The organism is Exobacillus caeni (assembly GCF_005747095.1).
Classification (GTDB): Bacteria; Bacillota; Bacilli; order Bacillales; family Guptibacillaceae; genus Exobacillus; species Exobacillus caeni.
Window position 1 is genome coordinate 402808 of sequence record NZ_SWLG01000001.1, and the last position, 17882, is coordinate 420689.

General features: G+C 40.5%; 21 protein-coding genes. 19 read left to right on the forward strand and 2 right to left on the reverse strand.

All coding sequences use genetic code 11. From position 1 onward, the window contains the following. Positions 1 to 4: 4 nt before the first annotated feature. From FCL54_RS01990 to FCL54_RS02025, 8 genes are all read left to right on the forward strand, one after another. Positions 5 to 529 carry an RDD family protein gene (locus tag FCL54_RS01990; protein ID WP_138122620.1) on the forward strand — a complete coding sequence of 175 codons (525 nt, stop codon included), beginning with the start codon at positions 5 to 7 and terminating at the stop codon, positions 527 to 529. A 57-nt stretch (positions 530 to 586) separates the two neighbouring features. Continuing rightward, positions 587 to 1210 carry a DUF2953 domain-containing protein gene (locus tag FCL54_RS01995; RefSeq protein WP_138122622.1) on the forward strand — a complete coding sequence of 208 codons (624 nt, stop codon included), beginning with the start codon at positions 587 to 589 and terminating at the stop codon, positions 1208 to 1210. Between the two features lie 26 nt (positions 1211 to 1236). Beyond that, a complete protein-coding gene (ytfJ, locus tag FCL54_RS02000) occupies positions 1237 to 1770 on the forward strand; it encodes a GerW family sporulation protein (protein WP_138122624.1) in 534 nt (177 codons plus the stop codon). A 182-nt stretch (positions 1771 to 1952) separates the two neighbouring features. Further along, positions 1953 to 2447 carry a thiol peroxidase gene (gene tpx / locus FCL54_RS02005; protein ID WP_138122626.1) on the forward strand — a complete coding sequence of 165 codons (495 nt, stop codon included), beginning with the start codon at positions 1953 to 1955 and terminating at the stop codon, positions 2445 to 2447. Positions 2448 to 2695: 248 nt separating this feature from the next. Next, the gene (locus FCL54_RS02010) at positions 2696 to 3679 is read left to right on the forward strand and encodes a class I SAM-dependent methyltransferase (RefSeq protein ID WP_138122628.1); all 984 of its coding nucleotides are present in this window, start codon (positions 2696 to 2698) and stop codon (positions 3677 to 3679) included. A gap of 319 nt (positions 3680 to 3998) precedes the next feature. After that, positions 3999 to 5186: an acetate kinase gene (locus tag FCL54_RS02015; RefSeq protein ID WP_138122630.1), complete on the forward strand. Its 1188-nt coding sequence runs from the start codon at positions 3999 to 4001 to the stop codon at positions 5184 to 5186. 130 nt (positions 5187 to 5316) lie between these two features. Next, positions 5317 to 6153: an EcsC family protein gene (locus tag FCL54_RS02020; RefSeq protein ID WP_138122632.1), complete on the forward strand. Its 837-nt coding sequence runs from the start codon at positions 5317 to 5319 to the stop codon at positions 6151 to 6153. Between the two features lie 22 nt (positions 6154 to 6175). Beyond that, complete coding sequence (locus FCL54_RS02025) at positions 6176 to 6682, forward strand: MogA/MoaB family molybdenum cofactor biosynthesis protein (RefSeq protein WP_138122634.1); 507 nt, start codon at positions 6176 to 6178, stop codon at positions 6680 to 6682. Between the two features lie 12 nt (positions 6683 to 6694). On the opposite strand, the gene FCL54_RS02030 is transcribed toward FCL54_RS02025, so the two are convergent. Then, complete coding sequence (locus FCL54_RS02030; RefSeq protein WP_138122636.1) at positions 6695 to 7012, reverse strand: hypothetical protein; 318 nt, start codon at positions 7010 to 7012, stop codon at positions 6695 to 6697. A gap of 179 nt (positions 7013 to 7191) precedes the next feature. Further along, positions 7192 to 8523 carry a purine-cytosine permease family protein gene (locus FCL54_RS02035; protein WP_138122638.1) on the reverse strand — a complete coding sequence of 444 codons (1332 nt, stop codon included), beginning with the start codon at positions 8521 to 8523 and terminating at the stop codon, positions 7192 to 7194. Between the two features lie 158 nt (positions 8524 to 8681). On the opposite strand from FCL54_RS02035, the gene FCL54_RS02040 reads away from it, so the two are divergent. The 11 genes from FCL54_RS02040 to FCL54_RS02090 all read left to right on the forward strand — a co-directional run bounded on the left by FCL54_RS02040 (position 8682) and on the right by FCL54_RS02090 (position 17716). Next, a complete protein-coding gene (locus FCL54_RS02040) occupies positions 8682 to 9062 on the forward strand; it encodes a hypothetical protein (protein WP_138122640.1) in 381 nt (126 codons plus the stop codon). Positions 9063 to 9375: 313 nt separating this feature from the next. Beyond that, positions 9376 to 10491, forward strand: coding sequence for an alanine dehydrogenase (gene ald, locus FCL54_RS02045; protein ID WP_138122642.1), 1116 nt, complete (start codon positions 9376 to 9378; stop codon positions 10489 to 10491). A gap of 135 nt (positions 10492 to 10626) precedes the next feature. Next, a complete protein-coding gene (locus tag FCL54_RS02050) occupies positions 10627 to 11094 on the forward strand; it encodes a DUF3939 domain-containing protein (RefSeq protein WP_138122644.1) in 468 nt (155 codons plus the stop codon). Between the two features lie 113 nt (positions 11095 to 11207). Then, positions 11208 to 11714, forward strand: a complete 507-nt coding sequence (locus FCL54_RS02055) for a DUF4178 domain-containing protein (RefSeq protein WP_138122646.1) — start codon at positions 11208 to 11210, stop codon at positions 11712 to 11714. Positions 11715 to 11775: 61 nt separating this feature from the next. Beyond that, positions 11776 to 12447: a PspA/IM30 family protein gene (locus FCL54_RS02060; protein ID WP_138122648.1), complete on the forward strand. Its 672-nt coding sequence runs from the start codon at positions 11776 to 11778 to the stop codon at positions 12445 to 12447. A 27-nt stretch (positions 12448 to 12474) separates the two neighbouring features. After that, positions 12475 to 13053 carry a DUF4247 domain-containing protein gene (locus FCL54_RS02065; protein WP_138122650.1) on the forward strand — a complete coding sequence of 193 codons (579 nt, stop codon included), beginning with the start codon at positions 12475 to 12477 and terminating at the stop codon, positions 13051 to 13053. A gap of 36 nt (positions 13054 to 13089) precedes the next feature. Further along, complete coding sequence (locus FCL54_RS02070; RefSeq protein ID WP_138122652.1) at positions 13090 to 13485, forward strand: DUF350 domain-containing protein; 396 nt, start codon at positions 13090 to 13092, stop codon at positions 13483 to 13485. Between the two features lie 82 nt (positions 13486 to 13567). Next, complete coding sequence (locus FCL54_RS02075; protein WP_138122654.1) at positions 13568 to 15121, forward strand: polyamine aminopropyltransferase; 1554 nt, start codon at positions 13568 to 13570, stop codon at positions 15119 to 15121. A 79-nt stretch (positions 15122 to 15200) separates the two neighbouring features. Further along, positions 15201 to 15884: a metal-dependent hydrolase gene (locus FCL54_RS02080; RefSeq protein ID WP_171016660.1), complete on the forward strand. Its 684-nt coding sequence runs from the start codon at positions 15201 to 15203 to the stop codon at positions 15882 to 15884. Positions 15885 to 16057: 173 nt separating this feature from the next. Then, positions 16058 to 16297 (forward strand): hypothetical protein, encoded by a 240-nt coding sequence (locus FCL54_RS02085; RefSeq protein WP_138122658.1) that lies wholly within the window; start codon positions 16058 to 16060, stop codon positions 16295 to 16297. Positions 16298 to 16405: 108 nt separating this feature from the next. Further along, the gene (locus FCL54_RS02090) at positions 16406 to 17716 is read left to right on the forward strand and encodes a CBS domain-containing protein (RefSeq protein WP_138122660.1); all 1311 of its coding nucleotides are present in this window, start codon (positions 16406 to 16408) and stop codon (positions 17714 to 17716) included. Positions 17717 to 17882: the final 166 nt, after the last annotated feature.

A 17882-nucleotide genomic window follows, 5' to 3' on the forward strand; every position in this document is an offset into this window, starting at 1 on the left:
CTGTATGAAAAAGAATGAAACAATTCAAACTGATCATGCTGAATCAGACTACTCCCCTTCGATAACTGGGGAATCAACTTTTCATTATCGTTATGCAGGATTTTGGATGCGCTTTTGGGCATACCTGCTTGATCTCATTGTTATCGGAAGCATCAATCGAATCATTATTAATCCCTTTATAAAAGGGCTTGATTTTCCATGGGGAGAACCTGATTTCTTACCGATTCAAGCAATCTTAACAGGTATCGTGTTTTATGGGTATTTTGTGTTGATGACAAAGTTCTTTCAACAGACGCTTGGTAAAATGGCGTTTGGTTTGAAGGTTGTAGGGAAAAACAACACGCCGCTAGACTGGCCGACTGTTCTGTTTCGTGAGTTCATCGGCCGCTTTATCAGCAAATTTATCCTGTTCGTAGGATATATAGTCACTGCATTTACAAGTGAAAAACAGGGATTGCACGATATTTTTGCTGACACGCTTGTTATCCATGAAAACGAAATAAAGCTGGCCGCACAACCTGCCTCTTAAAGGGCAGGTTTATTTTATTTTATCGATGGCGATAATGGAATGTTAGAGGTGAAGTAGATGCTCCTTTTATCGCTGATTGTATTAATACTCTTTTTGTTCATATTGTTAAGTTTGCTTCGTCTGACGATAACGATCAATTTGATGCATGCTGAAAATGATGACTCCTTATCTATAAGGGTTACAGCGCTTTTTGGTATCATTCGTTATACATTTACCATGCCCTTGCTCAGCTTTTCTGAAGAGGAAGCATCGGTGGATGTGGAATCTGAGGGATCATTAAATAATAACACCGTTGAGAAAGCGAATAACAAAATATCATTGAAAACTCTTTTTAAAAACATGGAAGAGTTTCAATTGAAAATCAAGCAGATTGCCGACTTCCATTCAATTGTTAGAAGGTTCCTCAATCATATCACAGTCCACCAGCTGCACTGGCAAACAGCTTTTGGGTTGGGTGATGCTGCAGCGACGGGAACTGCCGCTGGTATCGTATGGACAATAAAAGGTGGTATCGTTACATTTGTATCCACCTATATGCGTTTAAAGGATGAACCTTTGTTAGAGGTGAGGCCTATCTTCCAGGGCGTTACATCATTTACTCATTTGGAATGCATGATTTCTTTTCGGCTGGGGCATGCTATGGGAGCGGCTTTAAAGATCGTTAGGTCAATGCGAACTTAATCCCTGCTATTTAAGGAGGAATCGAAATGTCAGGGCATCCAATTGAAGGTTTAATGCAAACAGCGATGGAAAATCTAAAAGAAATGATCGATGTTAATACGATCATCGGTGATCCTGTAGAAACACCTGACGGAAGTGTCATCTTAACTGTTTCTAAAGTAGGATTTGGATTTGCTGCAGGTGGAAGTGAATTTATGTTCAAAGGAAAGAAGAAGGATAGTCAGGATGGCGGCAGCGATCAGGGTTCAGGACAGCCTTTTGGCGGCGGAAGCGGCGGGGGTGTCTCGATTACGCCAATTGCCTTTTTGATTGTAAATGCTGATGATGTCAAAATGGTGCATCTCGACAATACTACCCATCTATATGAAAAGCTATTAGACTTTGCTCCTCAAGCGATCGATAAAGTCCAACAAATGATGGGTAGCATGAAAAGCACAAATGGAAACAACAACGGAAACAGTAACGAGAAATCTAGAGCTAAACCGCATTTTAAGAGTGCCAGACGGCAAACAAGCCAAAATGATGACCGAAACAGTAATAAGCAATCCCTGGATTTTTAATCGACTTTGATTCGATTGTTCAAAATTCAAGTTATGGATATGACGGACTGTACTTCTTATAAGGCAGTCCTTTTTTCCATGAATCAATCCCATGTTTTGAGCGTTACCAGAAAGGGAATAACAATCTAATGTTGAATCTCTTAATAGTAGGTTATACATAACTTTATAAAGGAGGATGTTTTGTGTCTGATATTACATTTAAAGGTGAAAAAGTTAATTTAATGGGAGACAGAGTAAAAGAGGGGCAGAAAGCACCTGATTTTACAGTTCTAGGAAATGATATGTCTAAAAAATCCTTGAACGATTTCGATGGAGTTTTATTGATAAGCGTTGTTCCTTCACTAGATACAGGTGTTTGCGATTCCCAAACACGTCGTTTTAATGAAGAAGCAGAAACATTAAACGCAAAGGTGCTGACAATCAGTGTTGACTTGCCGTTTGCACAAAAACGCTGGTGTGGCGCAGCGGGTGTTGATAATGTGGAAACATTATCGGACCATTATGATTTATCATTCGGGAAAGCGTTTGGTGTAGCGATTGAAGAGTTAAGACTTCTTGCGCGTTCTGTATTTGTAATCGATAGCAACAAAAATGTCACGTATTGCGAGTACGTAAAAGAAGTAACTGACTATCCCGATTTTGAAGCTGCATTAGAAGCAGCATCCAAAGCCGAATAAACATCTAAGGGGCTGACTCATAAGTGTCTGACACTTTGCATTTGAGTCGGCCTCTTTTTATATGTCAGAAAGTTATACATCAGAAAGATTTTCTCCTGGCAAACTTAAAATCCAGATTAAGAGCAGAAACCGGTTCCTTGCCTAAGGGATTGGCAGGCCAGGACTGTTTCTTTCATACGATTAATTTTCCCTTGCGCCTGCAGTCTGATACAATGATAAACGGAAAGTACATAGCGGGAGGAAAAGTTATGAGCGAAACTACGGTTGATAAACTATACGAACTTTTGGATGAATCAGCCTCTATTATAGAAAATCATCTTCAAATAACCTATTTAGAAGCGCTTGTAAAGACCGGTGAGAACATCTTTCAAAAAACGAACCTGCAAGACTTAGATGTAGTTACCGGAAGAAGACTAAAGGAAATTTATGAGAAGATTACCATTGAAGAAATTCAGCCGGAAACGATCCGAAAAGCGTTGCAGCTTGCCATTTTAAAAGGGATGCAATCCGGAGTTCAATCTCACCATACGATGACCCCTGACAGCGTCGCATTGTTTGTCAGCTACCTTGTAAATAAATGGTCTGATAAAAAGCAGGAATATTCCCTGTTAGACCCGGCGGTCGGTACAGGTAATTTATTAACTGCTGTATTAAATCATACCCAGAAGAAAGTAACATCCTTTGGGTTGGATCCGGATGAAATATTGCTTAAACTGGCTTTTATCAATTCTAATCTACAGCAGCATCAATTGGAATTATATCATCAAGATAGTGTCCGCCCTATCTATTTGAACCCGGTTGATATGGTTGTGTCGGACTTGCCTGTCGGATATTATCCGAATGAGGATGTAGCTGAACTTTATAAGTTGAAAGCTAAAGAAGGACTTTCTTATGTTCATCACTTATTGATGGAACAAAGCCTGAACCTTACAAGAGAAGCAGGTGTATTGATTTTTCTTATTCCGAATTTCCTCTTTCAGAGCGATGAAGCGGAAAACCTAAACCGTTATTTAAAGGAAGAAGCCATCATTCAAGGGATCATTCAGCTACCTATGTCTCTGTTTAAAAATGAATCTCATGCTAAGAGCATTTTGATTTTACAGAAAAAAGGCGGAAATGCAAAACCTCCAAAGCAGGTTTTGATGGCGAAGTTGCCATCATTCTCAAATAAAGAAAGCATGAGCAGAATGATACAGCGGATCGATCTCTGGTTTAAAGAACAAAATAAGTAACGGTGAAACGGCAGAGAAGCAGGTCTTCTTTGCCGTTCTTATGCTTAAAACTATATTTCGTTTTATCCCTGCTTCTGTGAGCTGTTAGAAATACTCTTCACTCCAAATGATAGAAAGTGGAGAGAAAGGGCAAAGTACTAATAAACAAACGTTTACATTTCTGAATTGGCGGAATAATTGCTGTAAGCGGTTTTACTGTGGGTTTACCCTTGAATAAAAGAGAAGCCGGTGTTTAAATTAAAAGAGTCAAAAATAATCGGAAGTCTATAAGAGCTTAAAAGACTCGCTAAATAATTGTGCCATAAAGGAGATGTCTTGATTGGCTAAAATGATCGCCATAAATGCCGGCAGTTCCTCACTTAAGTTTCAACTGCTTGAAATGCCGGAAGAAAAAGTAATTACGAAAGGTCTTGTTGAAAGAATAGGAATGGATGATGCAATATTTACTATTGAAGTAGAGGGAGAAAAAAAGAAGGATGTTACCAGCATTCCTGATCACTCCGTTGCAGTAAAGCTCCTGTTGGAAAAGCTTACCGAATATAACATCATTCAATCTTATGACGAGATAGAAGGAATTGGCCACCGTGTTGTTCATGGTGGAGAGAAGTTTAATGATTCTGTTTTAATCACGGATGAAGTACTAAAAGGGATCGAAGAAGTTTCTGAGCTTGCTCCACTTCATAATCCTGCTAATATTGTTGGTATTGAGGCGTTTAGAGAGATTCTTCCCGATGTACCTGCTGTAGCTGTTTTCGATACAGCTTTCCATCAAACAATGCCAGAACAATCTTATTTATATAGTCTGCCTTATGAGTATTATGAGAAATACGGCATTCGGAAATACGGTTTCCATGGGACTTCCCATAAGTATGTTTCCCAGAGGGCGGCTCAATTGCTTGGTCGCCCGATCGAACAATTGCGCCTTTTAAGTTGCCACCTCGGAAACGGGGCGAGTATAGCAGCTATTGAAGGTGGAAAATCAATCGATACTTCCATGGGCTTTACACCACTCGCCGGTGTTACGATGGGAACTCGCTCAGGCAATATTGATCCTGCACTTATTCCTTACATTATGGAAAAAACAGGCCAGACTGCAGAAGAAGTTATTCAGATTTTAAATAAGAAAAGCGGACTTCTCGGAGTGTCTGGATTTTCAAGTGACTTGAGAGATATCGAACAGGAGGCCGCAGCTGGAAATCAGCGTGCCGAGTTAGCTCTGGAGGTGTTTGCTTCTAAAATCCATAAATATATTGGATCCTATGCAGCAAGAATGGCAGGCCTGGATGCTATTATTTTCACTGCAGGAATAGGAGAGAATAGTGATGTCGTCCGGTCACGTGTTCTTCGTGGTCTTGAATTTATGGGAGTATATTGGGATCCTAGTTTAAATAAGGTAAGAGGAAAAGAAGCATTTATTAATTATCCGCATTCACCTGTAAAGGTTATTGTAATTCCAACGAATGAAGAAGTAATGATCGCGAGAGATGTAATGCGTATAACGAAATAAGATAAAAGTGGGCCAGCACTGCTGAATTCCTATTCAGCGGGGGCTGGCCCTGTTTTATTTTGAAAAGTGGAACTTCTTTAGCTAACAAGCTAAAATAGAAACAGACATGCAGTAAGGGGAGGTAGCTTATATGAGATGGACGGAACGGGACGAACAAGTATTTGAAGCGATTGAACAATGGGAAAATGAAGCACTGAATCACGAAACAACTGATATTCAAAAAACATTTGATAAATGGTTTGAGAACCAACTTAACCGATTGGACCCGAAGCTTCAGGATAAAGTCTACACAACTATTGATTCATTGCTGTTTCATTTCCATGCTCTTATTCAAAATTCACAGTTTCAACTTGATTCCACAAGGCGTTTGCTTACAGAAGCACGATTATTCAATAGTGAAATAAAGGATTTATCAGATATGAAACTCCTAACCGTTGATCAGCTTATTTACATAGCAGAACATCAGCTTGCAAGGCAGCGCCTTGTTTCTTTCGCCCAGGGAGGGCTGGCAGGTACGGGGAGCCTTTTGCTGCTGGGGTTAGATATTCCTGCCCTATTAGCAATTAATTTAAGAACCGTCCAGTCCATTGCCATGACCTATGGATATCAAGTCAGTATGCCTGCAGAGATGATGATTTCATTAAAAGTTTTTCATATGGCAACATTGCCAAAACAGCTTCAAAAACAGGAGTGGGATAAGCTTGAAGAGGAAATAAGAGAAGGAGATGATTTTCATCCCTATTTTTATGAGGGCGGCGATGAACTAACGGATGGAACATGGCTTCACAGTCCTTTGAAGCAGTTGGGGAAAGGGTTAGCGATCATAATGCTCCGGAAAAAGCTTATACAGGGTATCCCGCTGTTCGGAATCGCATTTGGAGCAGGAATGAATTATCGCTTCTCTAAATCTGTGAGTGAAGTTGCCCATAAATTTTATCAAAAAAGATTTTTAATGGAAAAACAATAAACTGCTAAGGAGGCCAAATTTTTTGAGTGTATCAGATCATAAAGAACAAGCTCCGGATTCAGTAAGATGCCATGTTATAACTGTTAGTGATACGAGGGATGAAGAAACAGATAAAAGCGGTAATCTTATAAAACGCTATCTGAAAGAAGCGGGACATGCTGTTTCCAGATATGAAATTGTTAAAGACGAGCAGAACGAAATACAACAGGCAATTGAAAGTGGAATCGATAACAGGGAAGTAGATGTTATTTTGTTAAACGGGGGGACAGGAATCTCTAAAAGGGATGTCACTTATGAAGTTGTGCAACGGATTATAGCCAGGGAACTACCCGGTTTTGGAGAAATATTTCGAATGTTAAGCTATACGGAAGATATCGGTTCGGCAGCTATTTTAAGCAGAGCAATTGCTGGAACTGTTGAGGAAACAGCTCTGTTTTCAATGCCCGGTTCTTCAGGTGCAGTAAAGCTTGCAATGGAAAAACTGATTATCCCGGAAATGGGACATATTATACGTGAATTGGTAAAGTAATCCAGGTTGGTCTTATAGACCAGCCTGCTTTTCTTTCGTGATAATAGGCTCAGAACGATACAAGAGCCAGAGATCGTTGATGGCAGATGCTAGCTCTGCGATCTCTTCGTTTAACCGGCAGGAATGAGAAAAGTTTTCTTCTTCTCCAAGCATGCTTTGTTTCGTGTTGATCACTTTTTCTATCTCAGCTATGCGATCTGGAATTTCACCTCTGATTTTCTCCCATTCGAACAAAATTTTCTCCTTCTGTTCAGACGGAATCTCGTTCCATTTTCCATGGAGTACAGGGACTTTGATTCCGAGCTTCGGATTATAAACGAATTCCACCATTTATTTTTTCTCCTTTATCTTCTGGCATTGGTGTGGCTTAAAAAAAGCGGTTGCCGTTTGCATATTTCGAATCCAGTCCAATCAAAGCGAAGGTTATGTATAGTGAAAAAGAGACGGGACTAATTATATACGTATGGGCTTGAAGGAGAAAGGGAAGTTCATAAGCAGGTGCTTCAGTCCTACTGGCCTCTTTTTGTATGGCAAAAATAATATATTACTCCTGTAAGGACAAATGTAAGGAAACCCGGAGAATAAGAATCGGGCAAAAAGAAATAGACGACGGTACCCAGTGCTAATGAACAGAATCCCCGTGTGTTATATGACCAATTGTTTTCATTTAGCAAAGCAAGATCCTCATGATAGAAGCGGCATTTTTTAATAACAATAAAATCAGTTGCTATGATCGCTGAAAGAGGAATAATAAATCCTCCGAGCAAGGTGATGAAGGATCTTGCTTCATTTACAAGGGAGGGAACTGTACTTAACAAAACAGCAAACACGCCCAATAATATGGCGCTTTTGACTCTTCCGAGTATGGGAAAGGTATTCAACAAACTGTATCCTCCAGTGTAGGCGTTGCTAATATTTATAGTTATCATGGAAGCGATCGCTGCAGTAAATATGAAAAACAATAAAATTGCAGATTCTGTTTCCCTGCTCGTAATGAGAAAAGGATTCCAGTGTTGTGCCGCAGCAGCAGTATATGCCCCTAAAATAGAAGTGATCAAAAAACCGATAACATTTCCTGCATATAATCCAATGAAACCTTGCCTGGCAGTTTTAGCATAACGTGCCATATCAGAAGCACTACTGACGCCAGAAACGTATTGAACAAATGCAAGGCTTGCAAAAAAGCTCATTGTCGATATGGAAGGTCTGGAATCCACCTGGATAACTTCCGCAAAAGAGTTTCCGTTTATCGGCTGGCGTATATAAATAGCAATCATTGCTATCCCGCCAAGTAATAACACAGGCAAGAAATAACGGGTTATTCGTTTTACTGCATTAAAGCCAACCAATGCTAATCCTGCCATAACAGTTGCAAGGACCAACGCAGTTGCTGTAAACGAAAGTGATTTATTAAACAATCTTTCTGCCAATTCTATGACGATATAAGCACCACCGATTGTTTGTACTGCGAACCAGTATAAAGAGGTGATCGTCCTTACGGGGGAAGCAAAGTATCTTGCCCCTTTAACTCCTACAAATAGCCTGATTGCATACTGGGATGGTATTCCCTGTTTGGCACCTGGAATGGATAAAAAGGAAACGAACAAAAATGCTGCCGCAGCGCCTATTACGGTACTAACAACGGCCCAAAAGAAAGATAATCCCCCTTCAAGGACCGCTGTTGCGGGCACAAGAAAGTTACCAGCATTCACCGAAATGGCGATCTGAATAACGGCATACTCTAACCAGGATGTATTTCGTAAATGTTCAGGAATAGACTCCAGGCCAAACCTTTCTATCCCGATTTTCTTTTTCTGTATATCTTCTTTGGCCAATCCCATATGCTCCCACCTTTATAAAACGACGTGCTAAAATCACTAAGATTAGATTAACAGAGTTATTTTAAAAATAGAACAATATTGTAAAACGCTTAGCTCCTTTAAAGAAATCATGCATAATTCTATAGCCGCCAACTCAACATAAGGATGAGGTGATGCGAATGATAAGAAGAATAGTTTTGTCTGCGACATTAGCATGTATTTTACTATCGGGAGCTTCAACGGGCTATGCAACTGACTTGAAGAATAGTTTTTCTTTTAAGATGTCGGTAGTTAATAACGGAAAAGAACATGAATGGGAATATAACAGCCCGGTGGATTACGAATATGAAAACGGAGATCGTGTCATAAAAGACCAACGTGCGTTGAAAGAGATAGAAAACCTCTATCAAAGGCTAAACATTAACGAAATGACAAAGGTGGAAGAAGTAGTTTCAATATTACAGAGGGATGGCTTTAACCAGTTGGAAAGAGTAGAGATCAGATGGATAAACAGCGAGGGAAGGCTCTTTACCTGGAACTGGGTGGATAATGGTAGATAGTATAAATCTTACATTAAAACGGAATGCCCGATTGTTTTCAAAAAACTGAACAGAATCGAATTCATTAAATCTCTTACAAAATTTTTAATATTTGGTTACCGGTTGGATAAAAAAGGCCTTAAGGTACTCGTTTCTTTTGCCCTTTTTTGTAAGGAAATTCAATGGCTGTCAAAGAATGCAAAGTTTATGTAAGGGCTTTCAAATAAATTTATTTTTGTTGTTTCGAAATTTGTCCATTGGTGTTATGATAGTATAGGTTTTTAAAGTTGTTAGCGTTATTGTAATGCTTTATATAGTAAGGGAGGAAATAAAAGTGCGTATTGGAGTACCTACAGAAATAAAGAATAATGAGAACCGTGTTGCGATGACTCCTGGTGGAGTTCTTACTCTTGTTAACAATAACCATGAGGTATATATCCAAAAGGGTGCAGGGCTTGGTTCTGGCTTTACAGATGAGCAGTATCAGGAAGCCGGTGCTCATCTTGTAGAAACAGCTCAAGAAGCCTGGTCACAGGAAATGGTTATGAAAGTAAAAGAACCGCTTGCGGAGGAATACCAGTATTTCCATGAAGGTCTTATCTTATTTACATATCTTCACCTGGCTCCAGAACCGGAATTAACAAAAGCGCTAATCGACAATAAAGTGGTCGGGATTGCTTATGAAACTGTTCAGCTTCCAAACCGTTCATTGCCATTGTTAACACCTATGAGTGAAGTTGCGGGCCGTATGGCAGCGCAAATCGGCGCCCAGTTCCTTGAGAAGCCAAAAGGCGGAATGGGAATCCTGTTAAGTGGAGTTCCGGGAGTGAAACGAGGAAAAGTAACAGTAATCGGCGGAGGAGTAGTTGGAACAAATGCTGCGAAGATCGCGATGGGCCTTGGGGCAGATGTGACCATTATCGATCTAAGCCCAGAGCGACTTCGCCAGCTTGACGATATTTTTGGCAGTGAAATCAATACGATAATGTCCAACCCAATGAACATTGCGGATTGTATTAAAGAATCAGACCTTGTAATCGGCGCAGTGTTGATTCCAGGAGCAAAAGCACCTAAGCTGGTTACAGAAGACATGATCAAAGAAATGAAGCAGGGTTCTGTAATCGTCGACGTTGCGATTGATCAGGGCGGAATTTTTGAAACGACTGACCGTATTACGACCCATGATAACCCTACTTATGAAAAGCATGGCGTACAGCATTATGCGGTAGCGAATATGCCTGGTGCGGTTCCGAGGACTTCAACAATTGCTTTAACAAACGTAACAGTACCTTACGCTGTTCAATTAGCAAACAAAGGTTATGTGAAGGCTTGCCAGGATAACGAAGCACTGTTAAAAGGAATCAACACTCTCGATGGGTATGTGACTTATGAAGCAGTAGCAGAAGCGCACGGTTTAGAATATAGAGATGTCCACAATTTATTGGGGTGATTTTCAAGGCAGCTGTTTTTAACAGCCGCCTTTTTTTCTTTGCAGTATACAGTTGAAGAAACATTTGCAGGAAAAAGGAAAGGCTAAAAAGAACTAGTAGATGATAAGAATAACTATGATTAGGAGATATATGTAATGAGATTCTGGGGGAACAAAAAAGGGAAGAATAAGAGAGAAGAAGATAAAAGTTACCCATTGATAAAGGCTTCACTGACCGATGTTAGAAAAGCGATCGGCGAGTTTTCTGACAACAAACGCGAAGGTGTCTCGCTTAAGGTGCTAGTCAAAGACAACCATGAAATCGATTATCATCTGCTCGCTCCTTACCTTGGGGGTATACCCGAACAGCAGTTTTTTATGTCGAAAGAAACATTTGAAATTTTTCCGGCAGAAGAGAGAGACATGCCGGTTTGGATTGATGTTGTACAAATTGCTGTCGATCAGTATATTAAATCTGAGAATGAATTGCCATTAATAGACGGTGACCCCTTTTATAAAGTAAGCTATTATAAACTGGAGAAAAAAAGTTTTCTAAAGCAAAGACCGCCTCTAGATTTTTATTTAACTGAGCAGGAGAATATGATAACACATCAAAAGCCTTGATCACGGTTTGCTTCTCCGAATTTAGAAATGGAAAATAAAACATTTTAAAAAAATGAAACCTATAAAAGGTTATTTCGTATGTAATTGTGTAAGGTAAGTTAGGAGGTGTCCGGGTGAGCCTATTTTCCAAACTCTTTAAAAAGAAACAAAGTAAACCGGAAATTAAAGAAAGAAACCTGTTTAATATGAAGGTGAACGACATCGTTACTTATGAGCTTGAAGATTTTCAGGTCGTTGGAAAACTTCGGTACAATGACCATGGCTATGAATGGATCGCTTACCAATTACTGGGCAGCGATGAAACGTTATGGTTGAGTGTGGAGATGGACGATGAACTTGAACTCGCAATGTACAAATCCATAAAACACAAACTGTCTGAACCGATACCAGAAAAGCTCGATGTGAATGGGACGGAGTATTTTTTGGATGAAAAAGGGCAGGCTCGCGTTCAGGGGGAAGGAAGAGGAAAGAATGTCGACGGCAGGGAAGTAAAATATTATGACTTTGCAAACGAGGAAGAAGACAAGTTTCTTTCGATCGAAGTCTGGGGAAGTGAAGTTGAAGTCAGCGAAGGTTACGAAATCGACGATTATGAGATTAAGATTCTTGCTGCAAGCTAGTTTGCACTCAAGTGTATAAGAACGACGGAAAAAAGTGATAAAATATCAGGGAGGAATTATTATGTTCAAGCTTTTCAAGCGTGTAAGTACAGTAATGTCTTCAGAGTTAAATGCATTGATCGACAAAGCGGAAGATCCGGTGAAAATGCTGGAACAGTTTATGAGAGACATGGAAGCCGATATTCGTGAAGCAGAAACGGCTGTAGCCAAGCAAATCGCAAATGAGAAAATGCTTAAGAAGAAGTACGATGACTCTCAAGGGCTGGTGCAAAAACGTGAAGCACAGGCTATAAAAGCTCTTGAAGCAGGTGATGAAAGCCTTGCAAGAAGGGCACTAGAAGATAAAAAGGAACAGCAAAGGCAGGCTGAGACGCTAAAAGAAGCTTATGAACGGGCAAAGGCTGATGCTGACAGCCTCAGAAACAAGCTGAACGAGATGAAAGATGAGTATCACCAGATGAAGCTTAAAAAAGATTCTCTTAAAGCAAGAGCTGAATCTGCGAAAACGAAGACGAAAATCAACCGCGCGATGTCAGGGATCGGCAGTGACGAATCGAAAAAAGGCTTTGAAAGAATGGAAGAGAAGGTGCTTCGTTACGAAGCAGAAGCAGAAACAAGCGAAGATTTGCGATCTTCTAACCGCAGCCTTGATGATGAGTTTGAAGCACTTGGGAAAAATGATGAAATTGATGACGAATTAGCAGAACTGAAGAAAAAAATGGGGAAAGAATAATCTTTCCCCTTTTAATGGGGTGTAAGAATGAAAGGGCAGCGATTGGGAATTGCCTTATTGGTTGCGTTCGTTCTTCTGCTTGCAGGCTGTGGCATCACACAGGATATAAGAGAAATTATTGCCGATCGATACACACTGGAAGACACAGTGAAAAGCAGCGTTGATTCGAATGATGCCGCTCGCATCTATGCGGCCGAGGGAAAAACGATCGACGATGTATCAACTTACTTGCAGGAACAGATTAAACCGAACAATGCCAGTGAGAAAAAAGATGGAAAACAAATACTTGTTTACGATGAAACTTTCGTAACTCTAACAGAAGATGAAGAAAATCCGGATGATACGTTGATCGAAGTTGCCTCGACAGGATTTGTAAGGGACAATTATCAACCCGGCTTTTTTAACGGATTCATCGCATACTACATACTTGATGAAATTTTAGACGTGGATGACTGGGGAAAGCGCCAGAAACAACGCTGTTTACAATCTGGCGGGAATTGTTACAAAGGATATAATAGCTCTAGAGGAGCATATAAGGGGCCTTCTGTACCCCCATCCTTTCGTGGCTCGGGTTCCAGGGGCGGTGGCCCGGGAACAGGAAAATAGGATTTTAGAAAAATTACGTTTAAGGAGTGAAAAGAAGTGGGGCCCTATTTGCTGACATTTGTTTATTTTATAGTAGCTGTCATTACTGTTCTAATTGGACTTTATATCTTTGAATTAATAACGAGTAAATATAAAGACTGGGATGAAATTGAAAATGGCAATACGGCAGTGGCATTGTCGATAGGCGGTAAAATCATTGGGATTTGCATCATTCTTTCTTTTTCCATCTATCATAGTTCTGATGTGTTAGATACGATAATCTGGGGAGCTTACGGAGTCCTTTTACAGCTGATTGCTTATTATCTGTTCGATTTTATGACAAGGAAATTTTCAGTAGAAGAAAAGCTTAAGCAGGGAAACATTGCGGTTGGAATCGCATCGATGAGCGTTTCGATCGGGCTTGCTTTTGTCGTTGGCGCTTCTATTACATAGTGGTTCTGATTATCCCTCGAAACGATGGTTTTGAGGGTTTTTTCTCGAAATGATTGTTAAAATATGAGTTTATGAAGGTGAAATGATGACTGAGTTGGAGAGAAGGAAAAGCAGCAGGATTTACTGGGCTTCCGGGATAGTATCGATTTGCGGAATAATATTTGAAGTTTTATTCGGTGCACTGGGATCCTATATTTTAGGGGATGGAGTTAAGCAATACACGATCACCATCTCTCTGTTTTTAACCGGGATGGGCATCGGTGCTTCATTGAGCGAAAAAGTGATGAAGCGCCTTATCCTTACGTTTATTGTGATTGAGTTTATGATTGCACTTGTAGGGGGATTGTCCAGTTTCTTTATCTTTGGTCTAACTGCGTTTGTTGGTGATACTGCCACGGCTGTATTCTTATATTCGGTCATTCTATTGGTCGGCGGATTAACGGGACTGGAACTTCCCATCTTGATCAGGAAAGCAAATGAAATTGGGGTTGAAATAAATAAAAGTACGGCAAGAGTTTTATTTTCCGATTATGCGGGCGGGTTGATCGGCGGGCTCTTGTTTGCCTTCCTGTTACGGCCGGAATTCGGCCTTGTGACCACCGCTTTTCTGGTTGCTATTGTAAATGTGGCCATAGGGATATGGATTTTGATAACCTTTCGAGCTGAAATTCCTTTTTTTAGAATTCTTTCGATATCTGCAGCACTGTTATTTAGCCTTATGATAGGAGGAGCGCTATTCGGGGAAGAAATTGCTTTTTCGTTTGAACAAAAAATGTATAAGGATCCGGTGATTTTATCTGAAGATACGAATTATCAGCGAATCGTTGTAACAAAAGAACAGGGAGACACCCGGCTCTATCTGGACGGGCAGCTGCAGTTCAGCTCCAGCGATGAGTACCGATACCATGAAACACTAGTGCATATTCCGATGGCTGTGGCAGAGCACCCATCCGATGTTTTAGTTCTTGGAGGAGGGGACGGCCTTGCCGTAAGAGAGCTGCTTAAATACGATTCTCTAAACAGTGTCACATTGGTGGACCTTGATCCTAGAGTCACTGAGCTGGCAAGTACAAACCATCATTTTTTAGAGCTGAACAAGGGTTCATTGAAGGATAAAAAAGTAACTATCGTTAACGATGATGCCTTTAAATATTTAAAGAAGGCAAAGAATAAATTCGATGTTATTCTCGTCGATCTTCCTGACCCGAATAACGAATCTTTGAACAAGCTTTATACGTGGGAGTTTTACTCTCTGATTAGAAATCACCTCAAGGAAGATGGAGCGGTTATGGTTCAGGCTACAAGCCCTGTATTTGCTACGGAAGTTTATTGGACAATCAATGAAACGATCGAGAAGACCGGCCTTGTTACAAAGAATTTCCATGTTGATATACCGAGCTTCGGCAACTGGGGCTTCGTGCTCGGAACCAGACATCCTGTCGATATGAGTGATGTAAGTATTTCAGTAGAAACAAGGTTTTTATCAGATAGACTGCTGACCTCCCTTACAGATTTTGGAAAAGATGAAGATGAGGTCATTACAGATCAAGATGGCAATGTTGTCAAGATGGAACCTAATACACTGATACGGCCCAATTTAATTGAAAAGTATGAAAAAGCATGGCAGAATTATTAATAGTAACACAGAAGATGTTTTGTTTATTGTTTTTCAGGAAAAAAACATTGAGACGCTATTATGAAAAAAGGAGTTGAGGATTGTGAAAGTTACTTACCATGGCCATTCTGTTGTAGAGATTCAAACCAATGGCAAGACGATTTTGATCGACCCTTTTATTTCTGGAAATGGACAATGCAATCATGAAGCGAGTGAGATGAAATGTGATGTCATCCTGTTGACACACGGCCATAATGATCACGTAGGAGACACTGTGGAGCTCGCTAAGAAAAATGAAGCACTCGTAGTTGCGCCGTTTGAACTTGCTACATATTTGGGGTGGCAGGGCCTTAATGTTCATCCGATGCATATCGGAGGTGCCCATGAATTTGAATTTGGCACAGTAAAGCTTACACAGGCTTTCCACGGCTCAAGCTATACAGATGAGGAAAATCAGCAGATCATTTATACAGGCATGCCTGCTGGTATTCTCTTTAAAGCGGAAGGAAAGACGATTTATCATGCTGGTGACACGGCGCTGTATTCTGATATGAAACTGCTTGCAGAGCATCAGATAGACGTTGCTTTCCTTCCGATAGGCGATAACTTTACGATGGGCCCTGAAGACGCCGCAACTGCTTCAAAGTGGATTGATGCCAAGACAACCGTGCCGATGCACTATAATACGTTCCCTGTGATTGAACAGGACCCGCATAAGTTTGTAGAAAAACTGGAAGAAGGAAAGGGAAAGGTTCTTGAATCAGGAGAATCAATAGAGCTATAATTTTGCAGAACCGATGCTTTGATGGGCATCGGTTATTCTTTTTGTCTAGTTTTTTCTAAAATGCTGTTTTTTTATCAATGTTTATATAAGGGCCCCATACAGTTCTAGTGGATTTGGAGAAGGCATAAAGTAGTATGACAAGTCCAAAGAGTAATACAGGAGGCGAATGTATAATGAAACAACGTTTGTTTTTATCTGTATTAGGAATCCTGTTTTTAATGTATGACGCAATGCCCAGATTCGAGTTCAGTTTTGATTTGGAAGGGGCATTTTTCGGTCTTTGGGTCCTCTTCGCTTTAATCGCTCTAGGCGGTAATCTGGCTGGACTGGTGTATAGTTCAAAGCTTAAAAAGCTGCCTTATCCTACAAGCTCCACACCAAAAAACTCGGAGCGCAGACAATACAGCCGTTGAAGTTATTTCCTTTCATTTGTATAATTAAAAAACTACCTAATGCAGCAGGTGTTTCTTTTATCCAAATAGAACTGTTATACAGAGGAAAGGAAAGTATGGTGAATAGCCTTGACGACGAAACATGAACAAATACTAAATTATATTGAATCCCTTGATGTGGGGAATAAAATTTCTGTAAGGCAAATTGCTAAAGAACTGTCAGTAAGTGAAGGGACTGCTTACAGAGCAATAAAAGATGCTGAAAACAAAGGCATCGTCAGCACCATTGAACGTGTCGGAACAATTAGAATCACCAAAAAAGAAAAAGGAAACATCGAAAAGCTTACGTATGCAGAAGTAGTTAATATCGTAGACGGACAGGTATTGGGAGGAAGAGAAGGACTTCATAAAACATTGAACAAGTTTGTTATCGGTGCGATGAAAATGGAAGCGATGATGCGCTATGTCGACCCTGGCAGCCTTCTGATTGTCGGAAACCGGGACAAGGTCCATAAAATTGCCCTTGAGGAAGGTGCTGCAGTACTTATTACCGGCGGCTTTGATGCTACCGATGATGTAAAAAGAATGGCTGATGAAACGAAACTGCCCCTAATTTCAAGCAGTTATGATTCATTCACGGTGGCTACTTTAATAAACCGTGCTATTTACGATAGATTAATCAAAAAGGATATCGTCCTTGTCAGCGATATTTTAACTCCGCTTGAAAGCACAAGCTATATTTATTCTACTGATAAAGTAAGCAGATGGCATGAATTGAATGAACAAACAAAACATAGCCGCTATCCGATTGTAGATGAACAAATGAAAGTGAGAGGAATCGTCACATCAAAAGATATCCTCGGAGCAAATCCGGACATCCCGGTCTCGAAGGTTATGACAAAGAATCCATTGACCGTAAGTGATACGACTTCCGTTGCGGCAGCTGCACATATGATGATCTGGGAAGGAATAGAAATGCTCCCTGTACTGGACCAGTACCAGAGATTAATCGGGATCATCAGCAGACAGGATGTTCTTAAAGCTCTTCAAATGGTTCAGAAGCAGCCGCAGATCGGCGAAACATTCGATGACCTGATCACAAGCAGGCTTGAAGATGTTTCTGTTGGAAATGATCACATTTTCCGCTGTGAGGTTACTCCGCAAATGGCTAATCAACTTGGCACCTTATCATATGGGGTTGCAACCACTTTAATAACGGAAGCGGGAAGCAGATCGTTAAGAAAATATAAGAAAGGCGATCTTGTTGTGGAAAATATGACGTTATACTTTTTAAAGCCTGTACAGATTGAGAAGATGATCGAAGTGAGGCCAAAGGTATTAGAGGTTTCCAGGAAATTCGGCAAGGTGGACATTGAACTGTACCACGAAGGAACAATTGTAGGCAAAGCCCTCATGATGGCCCAGTTGATCGACCGATAAAGGCTTTTCGGGGGAAGGAAAAATTAGCAAGCTGTTAAAATAATAAAATAGAGGCTGGCTCAGCAGGGCAGGCTCTCCTGTAACCTGGCGCTAACTGCTAAAACAAATTATGCCGGTTCAGTGGAGATCTCATCCTTTGAGACAACCTCTTGTTCTTTCAATCCAT